The following is a 19,894-nucleotide window of genomic DNA, read 5'->3' as shown; positions in this document are numbered from 1 at the left end:
AAGTCCTGGTCTAATTAAATGTCCAGCTTGGGGGCGTCCGCCCCTGGAACGATACGTAAAGTTTCCAGTGCTTCCGGTTCAACCATATGCGCATGTACAGCTTCCGGAAATCCGGGAAGTTGTGTCAAATCAGTATCCCAAATTGAGACATCGGACATTACTTTGCTTGCCAGGTCCAGCGGCGAAGCGGCTGACTTCCACATTTCATCAAAATAAGGAGCAGCATCGCAGCGGATCGAATAAGGTTGCCCTTCACGCTCGCCATAATAAGCGCCATCTTTGTGAACAACAGGCTTCATAAATTTCAAAAATGCTGCGAAACCTTTGGCAAAAAGCGCAGGTGGCTGCTCGGATTTTTCGTAGTGACTAAGCAATGTCGGAATGTTGCGCATTCTCATTTTAGCCGTGTATTGCACGGTAATGTCGATGAGTTGATGGCGGATAAACGGATTGCGAAAACGGTCCAGGACCTGGTTGCCGAATTCCTGCGCACGCGCCGGGTCCACTGGATAGGGGATCGCCGGGGCAAGTTCATTCAACATTACATCTGCAATGAATGCGGCCGTTTCAGGGTTTTCCATGCTTTCACTTACTGTATCGAGGCCGCTCAGAAAGCAGAGGCCACAGGCAAGCGTATGCGTGCCGTTAAGCAAGCGCAATTTTAATTCTCTGTATAAATCAATGTCCGGTTCGATCACAACGCCCTTATCTGCTTCCGCAAAGTTCAGAATCGATCGCACATGCTCGCTTCCTTCAATGGCCCACAGTCTGTAAACTTCGGAAACGATCAGCAAATCGTCTTGATAACCCTGCTTTTCCGAAATGGAAGCGATCGTTTCTGCGTCCGGTTTGCCAGGGACAATCCTGTCTACGAGCGAACTGCAAAAATGATTATGCGCTTCCAGCCATTGTACGAATGTTTCGTCCAGGTTATGGCGTTTGGCTTGTTCAAAAACGATATCCCTTAACTTCTGTCCACTATTCACGATCAGCTCGGTAGGGACAATCACCATGCCTGAGTCAGCGCTTCCGTCGAAAGCTTTGAAACGCTCATACAGATAAGCCGTCAGTTTGCCGGGGTAGGAAGCGGGAGGACTTGCAAAAATATCATCATCGGTCAATTGGATGCCGACTTCGGTTGTATTTGAAATAACAATTCTAAGATCAGCATTATGTGCACATTGCAAGATATCGGCCCAATTAGTATTTGCCGAAAGGGTCCTGCTGATGGCGCTGTTAATAATGAGCTTATCCACCTGGCTCCCATCCTCAATTCCGCGGATGCTGTGCGAGAAAATGTTTTGTTGGGCTGCAAAAGCGTCCGTTCCACCGCTGTTTGTGGATTTTACAACTACTATCCGCCCATTGAATATTCCCTGCTGATTGGCCTTATTTACAAAATAATCGGGTAAACCGCGAAGCAGTACGCCCGTGCCAAACTGAATGATCTTTTCGGGCAATGCAAGCAGATTTTGATGGTTTGGCAACAGGTCTGGACGCTGATCCAGTAGTTGGGGGCAAAGCTGGGGTAGGGACATTTTAATAATGAATAGTTGTTGATATCAGGACGTGTTTTTGATTTAAGAACCCTTAAGCAAAAAAGACGCCTGCGGGCGTCTTTTTTGAATTTTAAAATATATTAATTTCTGAAAATGGCCTTAGGCATCCACAGTCACATATCCGCTTTCCTGTTTTTCTTTCTTCTCATCCGGGAAAATGAAGTTTGTGGCATTTTTTACCTTCTCGGGCAGCAATGCATATTCCAGCACTTCATCAATCTGGTCTACATAATGGAACGACAGATCTTTGATATAGTTGGCAGGCACTTCTTCCACATCCTTGCGGTTTTTCACACAAAGAATAATTTCCTTCACACCCGCACGACGCGCTGCCAGGATTTTCTCTTTAACGCCTCCCACAGGTAAAACTTTGCCCCTTAATGTGATCTCGCCTGTCATCGCGATGAACGGTTTCACCCGGCGCTGTGTGAAGATAGACGCCATAGAGGTGACCATTGTTACACCGGCAGAAGGGCCGTCCTTGGGCACAGCGCCGGCGGGGACGTGTACGTGCAGGTCATAATGGTTAAAAATCCTGTAATCAATGCCTAAACGGTCTGCATTGGCTTTCAGATAAGATAATGCAGCCACTGCGGACTCTTTCATTACGTCGCCTAGCTGACCGGATAATGTGAGGTTCCCTTTTCCGCGGCTCAGGCTGGTTTCAATAAAGAGAATTTCACCACCCACCGAAGTCCAGGCAAGTCCCGTTACCACGCCGGCAAAATCATTGTCCTGATACAAATCTTTGTCAAAAATCTCTGCGCCCAGATATTTCTCTATCAGCTCTGCCTTAACGGTCTTTGGATATTCCTGCTCCATCGCAACAGATTTCGCGATTTTGCGGACAACGGATCCTATTTTTTGTTCCAAATTCCGCACACCGGATTCTCTTGTATACCCTTCAATGATCTTGGTAAGTGCAACATCGTCGATTTTAATGTCGGTTGATTTCAGACCATGATCTTTGCGCTGCTTTGGAACGAGGTAACGTTTTGCGATCTGCAATTTTTCTTCAATCGTATAACCTGTCATCTCAATGATCTCCATCCGGTCGCGCAATGCGGGGTGGATCGTGTCCAGTGCATTGGCTGTTGCGACGAATAAAACCTTAGAAAGATCGTATTCGACTTCCAGGTAATTATCTGTAAATGAAGAATTTTGCTCGGGATCGAGCACTTCCAGCAATGCTGATGAAGGATCGCCGCGATAATCGGAGCTTACTTTATCAATTTCATCCAGAATGAAAACAGGGTTTGCATATCCTGCCTTTTTAATGTTTTGAATGATTTTCCCCGGCATGGCGCCGATATATGTCTTCCTATGACCACGAATCTCCGCTTCATCATGCACGCCGCCCAGCGCCATTCGGATGTATTCGCGGTTCAATGCTTTTGCAATGGATCTTCCTAATGATGTTTTCCCAACGCCCGGAGGGCCATATAAACAGAGAATTGGCGCTTTCAAATTGCCTTTCAATTTCAAAACGGCCAGATATTCAATGATCCGCTCCTTAACCTTCTCCAAACCGAAATGATCCGCATCCAGCACTTTTTGCGCACGGACCAGGTCGAAATTGTCTTTGGTATATTGTCCCCAAGGCAAATCCACCAGCATTTCCAGGTAATTCATGGTCACCGGATATTCGGGCGCCATCGGGTTAATGCGTTGCAGTTTGGTCAGCTCTTTTTCAAAGTGACTGCGCACCGAGTCACTCCATTTTTTCTGACTTGCTTTTAAACGGATGTCGTCGAGATCACGCTCGGGACTATCCATTCCGAGCTCGTCATGCAGGACTTTTATTTGTTGTCTAAGGAAATAATCACGCTGCTGCTGATCAATATCAGAGCTGGCTTTGGTCTGAATTTCCCGTTTCAATTCCAGCATTTCAATCTCCCGCATCATGTATTGCAGCAGGAGCGTAGCCTGTTTGTGACCATTTCTTTCTTCGAGCAGCTTTTGCTTGTCGGCAACTTCTACATTAATGTTGGAAGAAAGGAAATGAATCAGAAAAATCGGGCTTTCAATGTTATCAAGTGCAATGCGGGCTTCCTGAGGAATTTCAGGGTTCAGGCGCATGATCTTGTGTGCGCCATCCCGCAAGGATTGTAAAAGTGCTTTGGACTCTTTTTTGGTAGGACCAACAAAAGAATCGTCAATGGCTTTTACTTCGGCAGTCAGATAGGGCTCTTCGTGCAATATAGTCTTGATCTCAAAACGCTGTCTTCCTTGCACGATAATGGTAACATTGCCATCAGGTAATGTGATCATTTTCAAGATCTGGGCAACTGTTCCAACATTGTAAAGGTCCTCGGCAGTAGGGTCCTCCTTGTTGGGGATCGCCTGCGTTACAGCGCCTAATATGCGTTGATTGATATCCGAATTCCTGTATATCTTTTTAACTAACCGAATGGCTTTCTGGCGCACAACGGTTACGGGTATTACCATTCCGGGGAAAAGCACTGTTTGCCTGATCGGCAGTATCGCAAGTTCTTCAGGGAGTTCAAAAGGCTCATCGGAGCCATCGGGGCCACCAAGAGGGACAATTTCAAGGCTATCCATATCCGAATCGGACATTAGCAGCCGACTATATAAGTCAGAAGGTTCAAATTTCATAGGCATTCTGTCAAATTGACAGATAATCTTTTCCCAATATATAAATAATGACTTTCAAAAGAAAGGGAACAATAAAACAAAATAGCCATGCCACCAACGGCTGTGTCAGGCTTTTTACTAACCGTAAATTGGTTAAAGAATGTGTACAGCTTGTCCCTTTTTAAACAAGAATGTGCGTTTTTCAGACGCGTTTTTAATGTTCGTCATATTGACCTGATCATCAAAAACTTCCATCAGTGTGCTGTTTTGTAACTTGTAACCATTCAGAGGACCCTGAAATGGAATTTCCAAATATACCCACGTCGCATCCTCCTCCTGCTCCTTACCCACATATTTCGTTACAACGGGCTTTTTCTGATGATCCATCAGAAAAAATGATTTCAAAACATAACGCTCGACCAACGGATCGTTCTTGTCATTGTTCTTGATAACAACGCGCTGCTTGTCATTTCCTTGTGACAGCGCACGCTCAAGATCGTCCGTGAACATACGTATACTCACTTCGAACGTTTTGATTGCAGGGTTGTACTGCATCTGCGTGACGCTTACGTGGTAATCGTGCACGGAGGACGACAGCGTCAAAACGAAAAAAATAAGGAAAGGAAAGAGGATTAAGCTCTTCGTCCTTTCCTTATTTCCTCTGATAAACTTATTAGAATACTGCTTTCCAGACATCATTAAATATTGCAAAAGCCATCAGGCCAAGTAAAAGCACCATGCCGACTTTCTGAGCGTTTTCAAGGAATCTGTCAGATGGCTTGCGTCCCGAAATAATCTCATAGGAAAGGATCACTGCGTGGCCGCCATCCAGGGCCGGAATGGGTAATGCGTTCATGAATGCGAGCACCATTGAAAGCAATCCTGTCAGATACCAAAAGCGGCTCCAGTCCCAAACGCCACCGAACATACGGGCAATGCCGATCGGTCCGCTCAATGCCTTAGAAGCAGAGACCTCGCCTCTGAATATTTTACCAAAACCCTTGATATTATTGTAAACTACTGCAAATGCATCATTCGTGCCGACTGCAATCGCTTGTCCCAATGAATACTTCACAGCCGTATAATTCAGCAGACTTTCAGGATAGAAACCCAATGTTCCGTCCTCATCCACAGTCGTATTCAGTGTTTTCTGACCTGCTCCGCGCTGAACGATCAGTTCCGCTTTTTTGCCTTTTAAGCTTTTCAGCTGTGCCTGTAATTCGTGGAAAAACTGGATCGGCTGACCGTTTATTGAAACGACCTTATCACCGGTTAGCAAGCCAGCCTTTTGAGCAGGGGATGCCGGAACAACTTCCCCGATCTTGAACGGTTCCAAAGGCCGGATAAAGCCTCTTTTCTCCTCAGGATCAGATAGTTTCTCAATAAAGTTATTTGGGATATCAATTTCAACTTCCTTGCCTGCGCGGTTAACTGTATATGAACTGTTGCTGCCAAGCAAAACTTCGGAGCTGCCCAGTTCATCGAAATTGGTGAAAGGCTTGCCGTTAACCCTTACAATTTTATCACCTGTCTGCAAGCCGATTTCCTTTGCCAGATCACCTGCTACAATACCATATTTATTCACCTCCGTGCTGGAAAGATACTTATCCCCATCGTTATACGCGATCACAATGAATATGAAAATCCCCACGATTACATTGACGATAATCCCTCCTAACATGACGATTAAGCGCTGCCAGGCCGGTTTCGAGCGGAATTCCCAGGGTTGAGGCTCTTTACTCATTGCCTCCGTATCCATGGATTCGTCGATCATACCGGATATTTTTACGAAACCACCCAGCGGGATTGCGCCGATGCCATACTCTGTTTCTCCTTTTTGAAAGCTGAATATCTTCGGAGGAAAACCTATGAAGTATTTTTCAACTCGCATCCCAAACATTTTCGCAGCGAACATATGTCCCCATTCATGCAACCCTACCAAAATTGATAAGCCCAGAATGAGCTGTCCTGCCATTATTAATACTTCCATTCAGGTTTCAGTGATCGTTATTTGTTATTAATTAAAGTACTAAATCTAATATTAAAATCCTTAATCCACTATCAGAACTAAGAAACGTAATTGAACCCGGTAAAGTTACGCAAATCCCGGCAAAACATTATTTGTCAATGTTGATGCCCATCATCCGCATCAATTCCGACGCATTGAAACTCTTGCAAATTCCGTCGTGCAGCTTATAATCGAACAGCAATTCGCCATTTTCCACATCAGATCTGAAATGGAAATTGTGAACATAATTTTCAGTTGCGCCCCATTCCCCGAGTTCAAGATCGTGCGTGGAAACCAGGCCCGACGCCTGCTTGGTATGCAATTGTCTGATCAATGCCTCGGCTCCACGGTGGCGGTCGGAAGAATTGGTCCCTTTCAGGATTTCGTCCAAAAGATAGAAAACAGGCGGTGCACCTTGTTCGTCGGCCAGTTCCAGCAGTTTTCGCAATCTTTTTAATTCAGCATAAAAAGACGAAGTGCTTTCTTCAAGCGAATCCTGCGTGCGCATGCTGCTGAAAACACGGACGGTTGAACATTTAAAAGTCTTGGCACTCACCACGGCGCCCATCTGCGCCAGCACGAAGTTTAACCCGATTGTCCGGAGGAATGTGCTTTTGCCTGACATATTTGAGCCGGTTACCAAAATCGTATGGCCCGTTCCCGCAACGCTGAAATCATTGCTGATGCGTCTATCCAATGGAATAAGCGGATGTCCCATCGCAATCGTGTCAATTTCAAATGCAGGTGAACTGGTAACGTTCGGCGCGATATAGTCGGGGTTAGCAAATGCATGACCGCCGAGGCTGTTCATGGCTTCCACGTCGGCCAGGACGTCCAGCCAGTCGGCTAATCTGTCGTGGTAATTTTGCTTCCAGCTTTCAAGTCCGGCGAGACAGTGAATGTCCCAAAGTGTTGGAATGCCTACAAGCAGCGAGAAAAAGATGTTATTCCGATAATCCAGTCTCTCGAAAAGCACACCGGCTTGTTTCAATGCATTGCCGGAACCTTCAATGCGCGCTTTGCGGTCTAACCACCATTGCGCCTGGTAGGGAAAGGATTGTGCAATTTCCAGGATCTCACCATAGGAAACCAATGTTTTGCCCAGTGCCGCCGTGCGGTTTGCAACGGATTCAATGTAAGCTTTGAAACGCGCGATCAGTACAGCATTGACAGCAATGCATAGGAGCAAAGGCCAGGCAGGCAAAATGGAAAATAAGAAGAGGACGGCAACAACAACAGTGAGGATACTAATCCAGCGAAAGGGAAGCAGGCGCGCCAGATCTTTGTTCATAAATTCCGTCGACCATTTCCTGAAATCACCCAATTGCTCTGCGGCATGCTCATGCAATAATGCTGTGGCTTCCAACGACTGGATCATTTCCGGATGCTGGCTGAAATCCGCTGCTGCATCCTGCCGAAGCTTTATTTCTTTCACGTCCGCATGGTTTTTTAGCCAGTTGGCAAGCCGACGGCTGCCTTCTCCGGTGCGTGTCCGGTTTAAAAGTTTGTAAAGGGAATAATCGCCAAATATGTCCAGGTCGCTTCCATATGCATGGTCCTTTTCCTGGAACTGAAACCCGGAATCATTTCTTGTAAATCGGAATGAAAGCCTGTTGAGCTCATCCGTGTTGATAATGCCCAGGTTTCGCTGAAAATCGCGCAGCTTGCGGGCGGCTTGCTGGCGGCGCATGGAAATGAGGAAAATAACAAGCAATCCAAATGCAACCAATCCCCAGACCGGCTGATTCTGATGATTCCAGAGCCATAGGAAGAAGATCATCGCAAAAAAAACGAGTAATCTGGCAATGGCTAGCTGATTGAAGTTCTGCAATGCGGCTGCTTCTGCGATGCCTGCTTTGTTTTTCTCAGTTTCAAAAAATTCTTGGGATGATCTGTGGGCTTTACTGCTTGTTTCCATCAATTGCTTTCTGCGGTTTCAAACTGCAATTTGATCAGATTTGCGTACAAACCATTGTCCATAAGCGTTAATTGCTGATGCGTGCCCGATTCCGCAATGCGCCCTTCCCGGATCACATAGATCATATCCACTTTTCGGATCGTGGCCAAACGGTGCGCTATGACGATCGTAGTGCGGTTTTTCATCAATTCATCCAATGCAATCTGCACCAGCTTTTCTGATTCTGCATCGAGCGAACTCGTTGCTTCGTCGAGGATCAGGATCTTGGGATCTTTCAGAATGGCGCGGGCAATGGCAATGCGCTGGCGCTGGCCGCCGGAAAGCTTAATGCCGCGTTCGCCAACCACGGTGTCAAACTTTTCCGGGAATGTCTCAATGAATTCCCTGGCGTGCGCACGTCGGGCGGCATCGTAAATTTCTTCTCGCGTGGCGTTGGGTTTGCCGTAAGCAATGTTCTCATAAATTGTTCCGCCGAAAAGCATTACTTCCTGCGGCACAATGGCAATGTTCTTCCGTAATTCGGTAAGGCCGTATTCATGAAGTGGTTTGCCGTCAACGAGAATATGGCCCGTTTGATAATCATAAAAGCGCATGAGCAGCTGAATGATCGTAGACTTTCCGGCACCGCTGTATCCCACTAACGCGATTTTCTCCCCTGCCTGAATTTGAAATGAAATTCCTCTTAAAACAGGAAGATCCGGCCGTGAAGGATAGGAAAAATGCACATCCTGATATGAAATGCTTCCCTCGATTGGCGTAGCCGAAGCATTTCTTGCTGTTTCCAGATCCATCTCAGGCTCTTCTTCCAAAATCTCGAAAATCCGCTCGGAAGCACCGATTACGCGGTTGATCTGTGCATATAAATCACCCATTCCGCTGATGGACGCGCCTATGAATGTGGTGTAAAGAATAAATGTAAAAAGATCGGAAAGCCCGAATTCCCCGGCCTGGACAAGCCCGGCACCATACCAGACTACGCCAACAATCCCGCCAAACAGAGCAAAAATGATAAACGAAACAAATCCGCCACGGAACGCGGCAGCGTAAAGCGAAAGATCCACCACTTTTTTAAGGATCAGCTGGTAGCGGTTCACTTCCAGCGGCTCATTGGTAAACGCTTTGACCACATTAACAGACTGCAATGTCTCCTCCACAACCACATTGGCCGCAGCCAGCTCATCCTGCACTTTTTTGGAAAGCCTGCGCTGATGCCGGCCAAAAAATACGGAAGCGATCACCAGCACCGGGAATGTGGCCAACATGAAAAGCGTGAGTTTCCAGGAAGTATAAAAAAGAATGGAAACACCCACGATCAATGTGGCAACCTGCCTGAAAACCTCTGCCAGTGTAAAAGAGAGTAATCCTTGCAGCTGAGAAACATCAGAAGTAATGCGGCTCGTGAGTTCGCCTACGCGCCGCTGTTCGAGGAAGGCAATGGGTAATGTGATGATTTTGGTAAAGACATCTGACCGGATATTGGTCATCGCCAGTTCGCTGACTTTGGTAAAAAGATAAACCCGGAAATAAGAAAATATCGCCTGGCATATCAGCACAAGAAACAGGAAAAGCGTGATTTGATTGATCGTATAAGGCGATTTGCCCTCGATAACCTCGATAATGCTGCCAACAAGCTTCGGAAAAGCGAGCGATGTAGCCGTGGAAAGTGCAAGAAATACCAGTCCAACAATGAATGTGATCCGATAGGGCCGTATATATCTGAGCAGATCAAGCGTCGTTTTAAGCCCTTGCCAGCTTATTTTCCGCACCGCAAAGGGCGATGCCGGGTCAGGAGAAGTGTCACTTTTGGCCATTAAAATCTAATATAGTGTATAGGGAACACATTATTTGAAAATTATATTCAAATATGCGTGGTTAGGCTGCAAAAGTAAGTAAGATACGGAAACTATTATACGGCGATTTCGCTGGGATTGGCATGCGAGCGCTTCTGGTTCCTGTGTTTATACCAATTTCGAATGATCATGTTGGCCGGGATCTCTACGAATGTATTGACCAGATACGCGATCAGCACCACCACCGCAATGGTAATGACGAGTGCAGGATAAATATTAATCTGCCAGGAATCAGTGAGCATGGCCAGCAAACGCAGACCAATGTACTGATGGATCAGATAGAGGCAATACGATATCTTGCCAAGGAAAAGCAGTGGTGCTTTGTTAAGGAAGCCCATTTTGCCAAATATTGCAAATGCAAAAACAATATGAAACACGGCGAGGATCACATAATGCTCCGACGGCGTCACATGATATTGTACTCTGCCGCCCTGATAATGCATGAAACATGCAGCCAGAAGGCTCGCCAGGATCAGTAATGAATTCCGGCGCACATGATTTCCATTACGTACCAGATAAAAAAGTATCCCTGAAAAGAAAAGCGGAAAGTGATTCAGCAGCTCTATTTTTCTGGTGGCAAATTCATGAAAACTAGTGTAATATGCCGAAAAAGCGTGAAAAAGAACAACCAAGACCATGAATGCAAGACCTACATTTACAATGCTTTTGATTTTCCCCAATATAAGTAGTACGAGTATCCAGAAATAGAAAACCAGCTCCACCAACAATGTCCAGTACGATTGATCCATGTTTTCCTGTCCGAAAAATATAGAGGCCATGGTCAGGTTCGCCAAAATCCTTTTCACACTGACTAACTCAGGTTCGAAATACATGGTTACAACGGCTGTCAGGAACATGCAGCACCAGAAAGCCGGATAGAGCCTTGCAAACCGGGAAACCACAAAGTCGGGCCACCGCTTTACTCTTGATATCGTTAGAAAGATCACAAATCCGCTGATCATGAAGAAGATATCAACGCCGGTTACTCCGTAATTGAATTCCCATCCTAATAATACACCATTAGAATTAATGGTGAAGTGAAAAAGCACAACCATAATGGCTGCAAGTCCGCGTAATGCGTCCAGTTCAAGAAAGCGGGAATCGATAATGTTGAGATGGGGTAGTTTTTCAGTCATTCCTTGCTCCTGACTGTTCAGGAATTATAACGTTGAGTAATTCAATATGCGGATCAATTTGGAAAAAAATCCACATTTTTTCCACAGTTTGGACGAAATTTCGAGATAGATTTGCGACTAATCAAAACATTATCAAATAGTTACAAAATATCACTGAAAAATTGCAAACTTGTAAGCAACCCTAGCCAAAAGTTTTCCGTAATAGGGATAAAAAGGAACAAATAGCATGCCCGAGTATACCTCCGCTGTTCTTATTGAACTACTCGACGGCTGTTTAAAGAAAAACCGCCGCAGTCAGGAGCTGTTGTATAAACAGTTTTACGGCTATGCTATGAGCATCTGTCTGCGCTATACACGCAGCCGGGAAGAGGCGAAAGAAATACTCAACGACGGATTTTATAAGGTTTTTACAAAGCTGGATACATTCGATTCCAGCCGATCATTTAAAACCTGGTTGAGCAGAATTATGATTAATACAGCCCTCGATCATTACAGACAGGAAGTACGCCGGGACGTTTTTGATGCTGTGGAAGTTGCGGACAATGTGACCGTGGATGAAACGGTTATCAGCAAACTCGCGCATGAAGAACTGATGGAGCTGATCCAGAAGCTAACCCCTTCTTACAGACTTGTATTTAGTTTATCAGTAATAGACGGCTATACACACGAAGAGATTGCAGACCAGCTGAATATTTCGGTGGGGGCGTCAAAGTCAAATTTGTCGCGTGCAAGAGAAAAATTGAGAGAAATGTTATCCAAAATAAATATTGGCGATTATGACAGAGTTACCAGATGACGAACTGGATAAGCTCTTCAGAAAGTCATCAGAAGAGCTTGATCCACAATTTGACCCGGAGGATTGGAATACGTTAAAAAAACGTTTGGACGTGCATGACGGCAAAGTCGCAGGCGGTTGGTTCAAAAAATGGTGGCCATTGGGTTTAATGGCTTTGCTGATCCCGATCGGTTTTGCAATTTATTTTTTCACTAAAAACCCAGTTTCAAAAAGCGCGGAAATAGAGCATAACGCATCTGCAGCAGGCGAGCTGCAAGCCCAGGAGCCAGCGGCTTCCCCTGTTTCTAGCAAGGAAGATGCGTCAGCCCAACCCAAGGAGTCGGCGGCATCCCCTGTTTCTAGCAAGGAAAATGCGTCAGCCCAATCCAAGGAGCCAGCGGCTCCTCCTGTTTCTAGCATTGAGCCAAACAATACATTACGTAATAAGGAATCCAGGATTAGCAAATCCTCCTCTAAATCAAACATTGCCGATTACCAACGCAGGAAAAAATTGCCCCGGAGCCAGTCTAAGACAGGCGGAGTGTACTTAGAGCCTAACCGCTCAAAAGGGGAAGGAGGCGACGGGGCTTTTTCCATTAACAACATTGCAGAACGCAAATCAGCAGAGCCCGTTTCTCGGACCAACGCTATAAATGAGACTGGTACGGAAAGAGAAATCAGCGAGGATCAGGCAAGGTTACTGATTTCAGCCGCAACATTGGCGAGCAGAACATTGAACTGGGAAAACCAGCCTGAAATTCCGATGGTAACATTCACTGCGCCAGCAGCTATGGAACCTTCTGAGCCGGAGAAAGTAGAAGAGGATTATGCCAAATGGGCTGTCAGATTGGGTTACTCGCCTGATTTGTCAACAGTTGGATTTAAAAATTATACAAAACCAGGGACAGCGTTTTCATTGTTGCTTGAATATGCGCTGTCGCCGAGATTTTACTTGCAAAGCGGAGTAATATGGAGCCAGAAAGATTACTACGCTCATGCAAAGGACTACGAATTGCCGGAATATGTGACCAAATACAATACGCCTTACGGAGTCGATGGGGAATGCACAATGATCGAAATTCCGCTGGGATTCCGTTATAACCTGATCCATCAGGCGCATTCAAAGTTGTTTTTAGGAACAGGCGTTTCATCTTACTATGCCCAAAAAGAGAAATACAAATATCATTATGCCAAATATGTTAAGTATCAGAAGGATAACTGGCAAGGTAAAAGTGGCTGGTTTTTATTAAGCCACATTAATGCATCCGTAGGCTACGAACGCACGATCACGAAGAAATTATCTCTCGTCGCAGAGCCCTATATCCGGATCCCGATCAAAGGCGTGGGTTACGGAAAGGTCAATCTCATGACCGTAGGAACGTGGATATCATTGCGCTATACACCCGCTTTTTAAATAGAACCGCATAACCAAATTATATCTACTAATTTAATTATTCACTATGGAAAATGTTAAGGCAGACAAAATGAAGCGAGGTGAATTCCTAAGAAGTCTGGGACTAAGTACTTCCACACTCATGGCTTTTTATTGCCTTGGAACAACGATGACGGCCTGCGGATCAAGCGACAACGAACCGGAACCGGAACCGAATCCAGGAACGGGAGGGAGCGGAGTGAGCGGAACGACTACCGGCACCGCGATTAACTTTACATTGGATCTCACGAAGGATGATACAAAAAAGCTTAAAACCGCAGGAGAATCTCAGGTTTTCGGGGACGTTTTAGTGGCTCTCACCACAACGAATCAGTATGTTGCTTTGTCGAAGATTTGTACACATCAGCAGAGCACAGTTGGCTACCGAAAAGCGCAAAACGACATTCAATGCCCTACACACCAGTCGGAATTCTCTCTCACAGGGGCAGTGGAACAAGGCCCGGCAACTTCTCCGTTGAAAGCTTACAAAACCACACTTTCCACCGACGGCAATACATTAACAGTTGCAGCCTAACTGCTCAAAAAACAATGAAATTACTCCGCCTAATGCTCATGTTGACTTGTTCAACAACGGTTCTCTATGCCCAGGATGATCTGCTTAGCGAACTTTCTAAGCAGGATAGCATGGTTACCGTGCCTGTTTCTGCCACTTTTAAATCCACGCGCGTCGTCAACGGACATTCCGTTGAAACGATGAAAAAGAAGCATCTGGATTTTCGTATTTCACACCGTTTCGGCCGGCTCAATTCGGGTGCTTACCAGTTTTTCGGACTGGATCAGGCCACGATGCGGATGGGTTTTGAATACGGGGTGACGGACGATTTTATGATCGGGGTTGGCAGGAGCACTTCGCAAAAGGTTTATGATTTTTTTGGTAAACTAAAAGTGCTGAAACAAAGCGAGGGTGCTAGGAGCATTCCGGTTTCGGTAACACTTTTCGGTGGGACCGGGGTTGCGACGGTGAATAAGGAGCTGGAATTTCAGGATAAATTGTATTACTCCGCCCAGGTGCTCATTGCCCGGAAATTTGGAGAAAGGCTTTCATTGCAGCTTTCACCCACATTCCTGCACCGCAACAAGCCCGAAGTTTTAGGGGATGAAAAAGTGTTGCTGGCGCTTGGCATTGGCGGAAGGTTCAAACTATCCAAACGCGTTTCTTTGAACGGAGAGTACTTTTACACAGCACGTGAGAAAAACACCGTCACAGCCCCTTACTATGATTCCATGTCGTTCGGGGTGGACATTGAGACGGGCGGCCATGTATTCCAATTGCATTTTACCAATTCGCTGGGGATGATCGAAAAGCAATTTATTGGCGAAACAACCGGCACCTGGGGCAAGGGTGACATTCATTACGGGTTCAACATTTCCCGCACATTCAGTTTTGACAAAAAGAATAAGAAGGCAGCTAACTGACCGAACAAAACGCATGAAAACGCATCTGCTAGCCATGGTTTTCGTAACCGTGCTCACTTCCGCTTTGCCTTCCCGGCCGCTTCTGGCGCAAGGAAAGTTTGCGACCTCCACCGGAAATACCAAATTCTCTTCCGAAACACCATTGGAAAATGTGAATGCGGAAAACAAGAAAAGTCAGGTAATTTTAAATACGGCGAACAATGAAATTGCCATCCGAATGAACATGCGCGAGTTTGTTTTTCCAAATAAACTTATGCAGGAGCATTTCAATGAAAACTACATTGAATCGACCAAATATCCGACGGCAACATTCAGCGGAAAGGTGGATAATGCACCCGATTATGCCAAAGACGGCCAGTACGACGTTTCAGCAACAGGAAAATTTACCGTTCACGGCGTGACAAAAGAGCGCACGATAAAAGGCAAAATGAAGATTGAAGGCGGCAAAATTACCATTAACTCCGACTTCGAAGTGCCGCTAACCGATCACAAAATTGAAGTTCCGCAGGTGGTTTTTGTGAAAATAGCCCAGGTTATCAGTGTAAAAGCGCAATATGTGCTGGCTCCGAGGTGACGATTAGACTTTTCAAGTTTTTGAGCGAAGACTTTCCAAGTTTCCAAAACTTGGAAAGTCTAACTTCTACCTCCTTCTCCTCCGCCGCGAAGCTTTCTTTCTATAAACAGGCTTCTTGCGAACCGGCGCTTTCCGCACAGCAGCCTTTTTAACGGGTTTCTTAACCGGAGTTACAACCTCTTCCTCCGCTAAGTCATCTTCGACATCATCAGGATCATTAAGAATGCTCGTACTCAGCGCTAAGCCGGATTCCTCGCCGGTGTAGGGAAGCTTAAGTGCCGCAATCTGCTCAATGCTCGACGTGTTATCAATTGGCCTTAACCGAAAAGCATAGCTATATCTCCTTGCAGGAAGCAAATACGTCGTTTGCACATGCGGCGCCAGGCTGTCATCCACACCGATGCCCATTTGCGCAAGGTCAATGTTCACAACGGTCTCCGAGCCGCGGGCAAGTGACGTCCCACGTTTCCTGGTTGCGAAAAGCTGCTGATCCGTATAGTCATGCACGTTAAAATTGAAAACCGAATCGCTTACCGCTAACAGCCCGATTCCTTCCGCGTTCGTGACCGTTGCCCAGCGAACATTTGTCTTGTTTCCATTCTCCTGAGGCGCTAGAAAGGCTGTATGCTGATCTGCGACGCTTCCTGAATAAAGCCCAACTTTGCCGCTTGTCTGGTGGTCTGCGTAGGTTTGGTGCGGGCCATTGCCATACCATTGCGTTTTATTGAATGTGGCTGGCATCCGGAATTGTGTTCCGACTTTTGCGAGTGATGGCCATTGGCCGGTTGGGGTAAATGTATTTTTTACATAAATATCACCTGTGGCATAAACGATAAACTCATTATCCACGTCCACGTCACCCGTTTTGCTTTTAAATGTTCTCGAAATGCTCACCCGGTAAACCGTTGAAGTCAGTCGCTGCATTTTAATTTCAGAATCCGACACTTCCAGCGTATCCAGCCCGGCTTCGCGCCATTGGGAAGCGTAACTTTTTGCGCCGCCGAATTCATCATGATGCGTAGGCACGCGCCAGAAGTTGGCATATAGTCCCGTTTGCAGCATTTCCTCCTTTTTGTTTTTGAAAGAAATCATTCCTTCTTTTTTATCAAAAGTTACTGCAAAATCCTGCCCGGTAATGGCAACGCGGCCTGAACTGATCTGGGCAACGCGAAGCGGTTTTTCATTATACAGGCTAAGCGCTGGTGCTGCTTGCTGCGGTTTGATAAGGGCAATCTGCTGCCAGGCAACTTCATGCCCTTTCGGCGCCCAGGATGTGCCCTCTTTCAATCGTATGCTGATGTTCAGGAAATATTCAGCGCCCGGCTTTTGGGTTGCTGGCAGTTCATATGGAATGGAAACCTGCTGGCGCTGCCTGGACGCCGCATTGAGATTATTGATCACGCCTGGTTTTCCAATTACCTTACCATTTTCCTGAACAGACCAAACGAGCTCAAAGACATTCAATGGAAGAAAATCATAGTTATTGAGAATGCTAACCGTTTTTTCACCCGCACGCATGGTATCGGACGATTCAAATTTTACATACTGATAAACCTTTTTCACTTCGTGAAGCGCAGGTTGCGGCACACGATCCGGATTGATGAGGCCCTCGCCCGCGTAAGTGCTGTCGTTTACATTTGCATATTCCCAGTAAGACTTTCCGTCCGGTTTTTTAAGCCTTAATGCCCTGTTAACCCAGTTTAATGGAAAGCTGCCTTGTTTTATAGGGTGCTTGTCGATCGGCCGTGTAGGGTCAGCGAGGTTAATGTAGTCGGCCATGTCTTTGAAATTCTTACCCTTTTCCGATTCACTACCCAGCGACCAAACGATCACAGAAGGATGGTTTTTATCGCGTTCGATCATCGCACTGCCCCGCGCCAGAAATGCAGAACGCCACTGCGGCATATCGGCCAGAATAATGTTCTGGCTGGCAATGTTGGCTTCGTCTATTACATAAAGGCCATACTGGTCGCAGAGTTCGTACCATTCGGAAGCATTCGGGTAATGTAATGTCTTTACAGCGTTAATGTTATGCTGCTTCATCAGGATAATGTCCCTGATCATTGTTTCACGACTTATCGTCTGCCCCGTTTCAGCATCAACTTCCTGCCTGTTAACGCCCTTCATTGTAATTGTTTTGCCATTTACCAGCAAATGGCCGCCTTTCATTTTAACCTCTCTAAAACCAACCGGCTGGCTTGTGGCTTCAATCACTTTTCCATCCGAGTTCATCAGTTGGATTAACAATGTGTACAAATAAGGCGTTTCTGCGGTCCATTTAACAGGATTTGGGATTGGAATATCCACGCGCACTGCACCTTCTTTCGCCGGATCGAGCTTGCCCAACATTTGGCTGACCGGCGTTACCACTACGGATTTATTGGCATCATATAAGGTGAATAAAACCTGGTGTGCGTGGATGGCCTGCTCTGTGAAATTTTTTACAAAAGCGCTGAGTTTCAATGTCGCATGTTCATAATTTGCATCCAAAATCGTCCTGACTGAAAAATCGGTAAGAACCACCTTTGGGCGCACAAGCAAATTCACATTCCTGAAAATCCCTGATAACCGCCAATAATCCTGTTTTTCGAGATAACTGCCGTCCGACCAGTTGATTACCTGGACGGCCAAATGATTCAGTCCGGATTTCACATCTTCTGTAATGTCAAACTCAAAAGGCGTCATACCATCCTCGTGATAACCGATCGCGACGCCATTCAGCCACACGTAACAAGCGGATTGTACGCCGCCGAATTGCAAGAATATTTCCTTGCTTTTCAAATCATCCGAAACCGTAAATGTGGTCCTGTACATGCCCACAGCATTGGTATCGGCATTAACACGCGGCGGTGTTGCTTTAAAAGGTTGTTTGTTATTGGAAATCGGGCGGTCGTATTTGCGGCCTTCATGCACCCCGGTCACCTGCCAGTTGGAGGGAACGGGAATGTTGTCCCAGCCCGCATCCTGCATATTTGGATCAAAAAAATTGGGAACGGCTTTGGAAGGATGCGACGCCCATTTGAATTTCCACGTTCCATTCAGCGAGCGAACCGACGACGCTTTTTTGTCCATCAGCAGCGCACTTTTTTCGTTGGGATAGGGAATAAAATCAGCGTGTGGTTTTTCCGTATTAACGCTGAAAACCTGCGGGTCCTGCCATTCCGGAACGGCCTGGGCGTGGGATTTGAATGTATGTAAAAGTAAAAAAGCAGTCAGTAAGCCAAACCAATAACGATAGAAGCGGTGCATATAATTTTGGGTAACGGATATTTTCGATGAAAAGAGCCCGCAGGGGCGGCGTATATTTTTTGCTAAAATTATAGATTAATGCCTTTAATTTGTCTGCAATTGTAAATTCTTTGCTATGCTTTTAGCCGTTGACGTTGGTAACACCGACACTGTTTTTGGGCTTTACCAATCGGGTGACTGGGAATATATCTGGCGCATGCGTTCGCTGGTCCAGGAAAACCAATCACATTACGAATCCAGGCTGCGGCTGCACTTTTTGGAAGCAGGGTTATGGTTTGGCGATGTGGACACGGTGGTGCTCAGCAGCGTCGTTCCGGCTATGACGCCCATTATCCAGAAAATGCTCCGCTCCATGTTCGGCGATGAAATCATCGTTGTAGGCCCGGACACTTACCCCGAACTCTCCATAGCCATCAATCATCCGCATGAAATCGGCGCGGATTTGATCGCTAATTCAGTGGCGGTTATGACGCGTTACCAGGAAAATTGTGTGGTTGTGGATTTTGGCACAGCACTAACATTTACAACCGTTTCGAAAGACCGGAAAATATTGGGCGTTGCGATCCTCCCGGGCCTGATGACAGCCGTTAAGGCGCTTTTTGCCAACACTGCCCAGTTACCGGAAGTGCCGCTCGTTTTACCTAAAACAGCCATTGGGAAAAATACAACAGAGGCTATTCAGGCTGGGATTTTATTGGGTTATGAAGGACTTGTGAAATCGCTTTTACAAAGGATCAGGCAGGAAATGGGCGGCGAATGCATTGCCGTAGCCACCGGAGGACTTTCGTCCATCATTGAAACATTGCAGGATGAATTTGTAGAAATTGACAGTAATTTAACACTGGACGGTCTCCGAATTATTGGCGAACGCCTCAACCCAAACGCTTGAAACAGCCTTCTTCGATCAATGGCAATCCGGTTACTGGCTGATTGTAAAGATATACCCAGCAATCGACCGTCTCACCGCTTTCTTTCGTGATCGACACCGTTTTGCGGAGATATAAGCTGCTGTTTTCATCCTCAAAAACATCTTCATAATCGTCCAGTTCCACAATCAGCGCTTCGAGGGAGGAAAGCCTGTAAATCTCGCCGTGCACTTTTGTGGGAGAATCTGCATCAAAAACTGCCCCCGGATACCAGGATATGAGATAAAGCAAGCCAGGAAAATGACCCGTTCCTTCAAAAACGGAATTGTTGTGAAGCCGTTCGGCAAACGGATTATCAAAACCCTGCATCAGGGTGCCATAAGTGAACAGATAAGTAGCATGTGCATCCATAACGATGAATTAACATTAGCCGAAGCCAATACAATAATTATAGAACTTTTCCTTTTTACTAGTTGAAGTCAGTCAGCCGTAATC

At 46.1% G+C, this 19,894-nt stretch carries 15 protein-coding genes; 6 read left to right on the top strand and 9 right to left on the bottom strand.

What is annotated here, in order from left to right:
• Nucleotides 1-14 precede the first annotated feature (14 nt).
• The 7 genes from MUK70_RS21925 to MUK70_RS21895 form a co-directional block, all read right to left on the bottom strand.
• Complete coding sequence (locus MUK70_RS21925; protein WP_234655144.1) at nt 15-1,538, bottom strand: tagaturonate reductase; 1,524 nt, start codon at nt 1,536-1,538, stop codon at nt 15-17.
• Between the two features lie 120 nt (nt 1,539-1,658).
• Nucleotides 1,659-4,175: an endopeptidase La gene (lon, locus tag MUK70_RS21920; RefSeq protein WP_234603038.1), complete on the bottom strand. Its 2,517-nt coding sequence runs from the start codon at nt 4,173-4,175 to the stop codon at nt 1,659-1,661.
• A gap of 132 nt (nt 4,176-4,307) precedes the next feature.
• Entirely contained in the window at nt 4,308-4,853 is a 546-nt protein-coding gene (locus MUK70_RS21915; RefSeq protein ID WP_234655143.1) for a DUF6702 family protein, read from the bottom strand.
• Nucleotides 4,828-6,144 carry an RIP metalloprotease RseP gene (gene rseP / locus MUK70_RS21910; RefSeq protein ID WP_234603036.1) on the bottom strand — a complete coding sequence of 439 codons (1,317 nt, stop codon included), beginning with the start codon at nt 6,142-6,144 and terminating at the stop codon, nt 4,828-4,830. Before rseP ends, MUK70_RS21915 begins: the two co-directional genes overlap by 26 nt.
• Nucleotides 6,145-6,271: 127 nt before the next feature.
• A complete protein-coding gene (locus MUK70_RS21905; RefSeq protein ID WP_234655142.1) occupies nt 6,272-8,080 on the bottom strand; it encodes a MutS-related protein in 1,809 nt (602 codons plus the stop codon).
• Complete coding sequence (locus MUK70_RS21900) at nt 8,080-9,891, bottom strand: ABC transporter ATP-binding protein (protein ID WP_234655141.1); 1,812 nt, start codon at nt 9,889-9,891, stop codon at nt 8,080-8,082. Before MUK70_RS21900 ends, MUK70_RS21905 begins: the two co-directional genes overlap by 1 nt.
• 95 nt (nt 9,892-9,986) lie before the next feature.
• Nucleotides 9,987-11,066: an acyltransferase family protein gene (locus MUK70_RS21895; protein WP_234655140.1), complete on the bottom strand. Its 1,080-nt coding sequence runs from the start codon at nt 11,064-11,066 to the stop codon at nt 9,987-9,989.
• A 226-nt stretch (nt 11,067-11,292) separates the two neighbouring features.
• On the opposite strand from MUK70_RS21895, the gene MUK70_RS21890 reads away from it, so the two are divergent.
• The 5 genes from MUK70_RS21890 to MUK70_RS21870 are packed head-to-tail and all read left to right on the top strand — an operon-like array spanning nt 11,293 to nt 15,284.
• On the top strand, nt 11,293-11,862 hold the full coding sequence (locus tag MUK70_RS21890) for an RNA polymerase sigma factor (protein ID WP_234603032.1): 570 nt from the start codon (nt 11,293-11,295) through the stop codon (nt 11,860-11,862).
• Nucleotides 11,843-13,255, top strand: coding sequence for a porin family protein (locus MUK70_RS21885; RefSeq protein ID WP_234655139.1), 1,413 nt, complete (start codon nt 11,843-11,845; stop codon nt 13,253-13,255). The genes MUK70_RS21890 and MUK70_RS21885 overlap by 20 nt, the downstream gene beginning before the upstream one ends.
• Before the next feature lie 46 nt (nt 13,256-13,301).
• The gene (locus MUK70_RS21880) at nt 13,302-13,808 is read left to right on the top strand and encodes a QcrA and Rieske domain-containing protein (RefSeq protein ID WP_234655138.1); all 507 of its coding nucleotides are present in this window, start codon (nt 13,302-13,304) and stop codon (nt 13,806-13,808) included.
• A 14-nt stretch (nt 13,809-13,822) separates the two neighbouring features.
• Complete coding sequence (locus tag MUK70_RS21875) at nt 13,823-14,710, top strand: DUF5777 family beta-barrel protein (protein WP_234655137.1); 888 nt, start codon at nt 13,823-13,825, stop codon at nt 14,708-14,710.
• A gap of 13 nt (nt 14,711-14,723) precedes the next feature.
• On the top strand, nt 14,724-15,284 hold the full coding sequence (locus MUK70_RS21870; protein WP_234603028.1) for a YceI family protein: 561 nt from the start codon (nt 14,724-14,726) through the stop codon (nt 15,282-15,284).
• A 66-nt stretch (nt 15,285-15,350) separates the two neighbouring features.
• Here MUK70_RS21870 and MUK70_RS21865 read toward each other — a convergent pair whose 3' ends face one another.
• The gene (locus tag MUK70_RS21865; RefSeq protein WP_234655136.1) at nt 15,351-18,533 is read right to left on the bottom strand and encodes a beta-galactosidase small subunit-related protein; all 3,183 of its coding nucleotides are present in this window, start codon (nt 18,531-18,533) and stop codon (nt 15,351-15,353) included.
• A gap of 115 nt (nt 18,534-18,648) precedes the next feature.
• Between MUK70_RS21865 and MUK70_RS21860 the strand changes: the two genes are divergently transcribed.
• Entirely contained in the window at nt 18,649-19,422 is a 774-nt protein-coding gene (locus MUK70_RS21860; RefSeq protein ID WP_234655135.1) for a type III pantothenate kinase, read from the top strand.
• Here MUK70_RS21860 and MUK70_RS21855 read toward each other — a convergent pair.
• Nucleotides 19,406-19,810: a gamma-glutamylcyclotransferase family protein gene (locus tag MUK70_RS21855; RefSeq protein WP_234655134.1), complete on the bottom strand. Its 405-nt coding sequence runs from the start codon at nt 19,808-19,810 to the stop codon at nt 19,406-19,408. The two genes, MUK70_RS21860 and MUK70_RS21855, sit on opposite strands and share 17 nt — an antisense overlap.
• Nucleotides 19,811-19,894 lie beyond the last annotated feature (84 nt).

The sequence above is a fragment of the Dyadobacter chenwenxiniae genome, from assembly GCF_022869785.1.
Classification (GTDB): domain Bacteria; phylum Bacteroidota; class Bacteroidia; order Cytophagales; family Spirosomataceae; genus Dyadobacter; species Dyadobacter chenwenxiniae.
The sequence above is the reverse complement of the archived record's forward strand: the minus strand, read 5'-3'. Positions and strand labels throughout refer to the sequence as shown.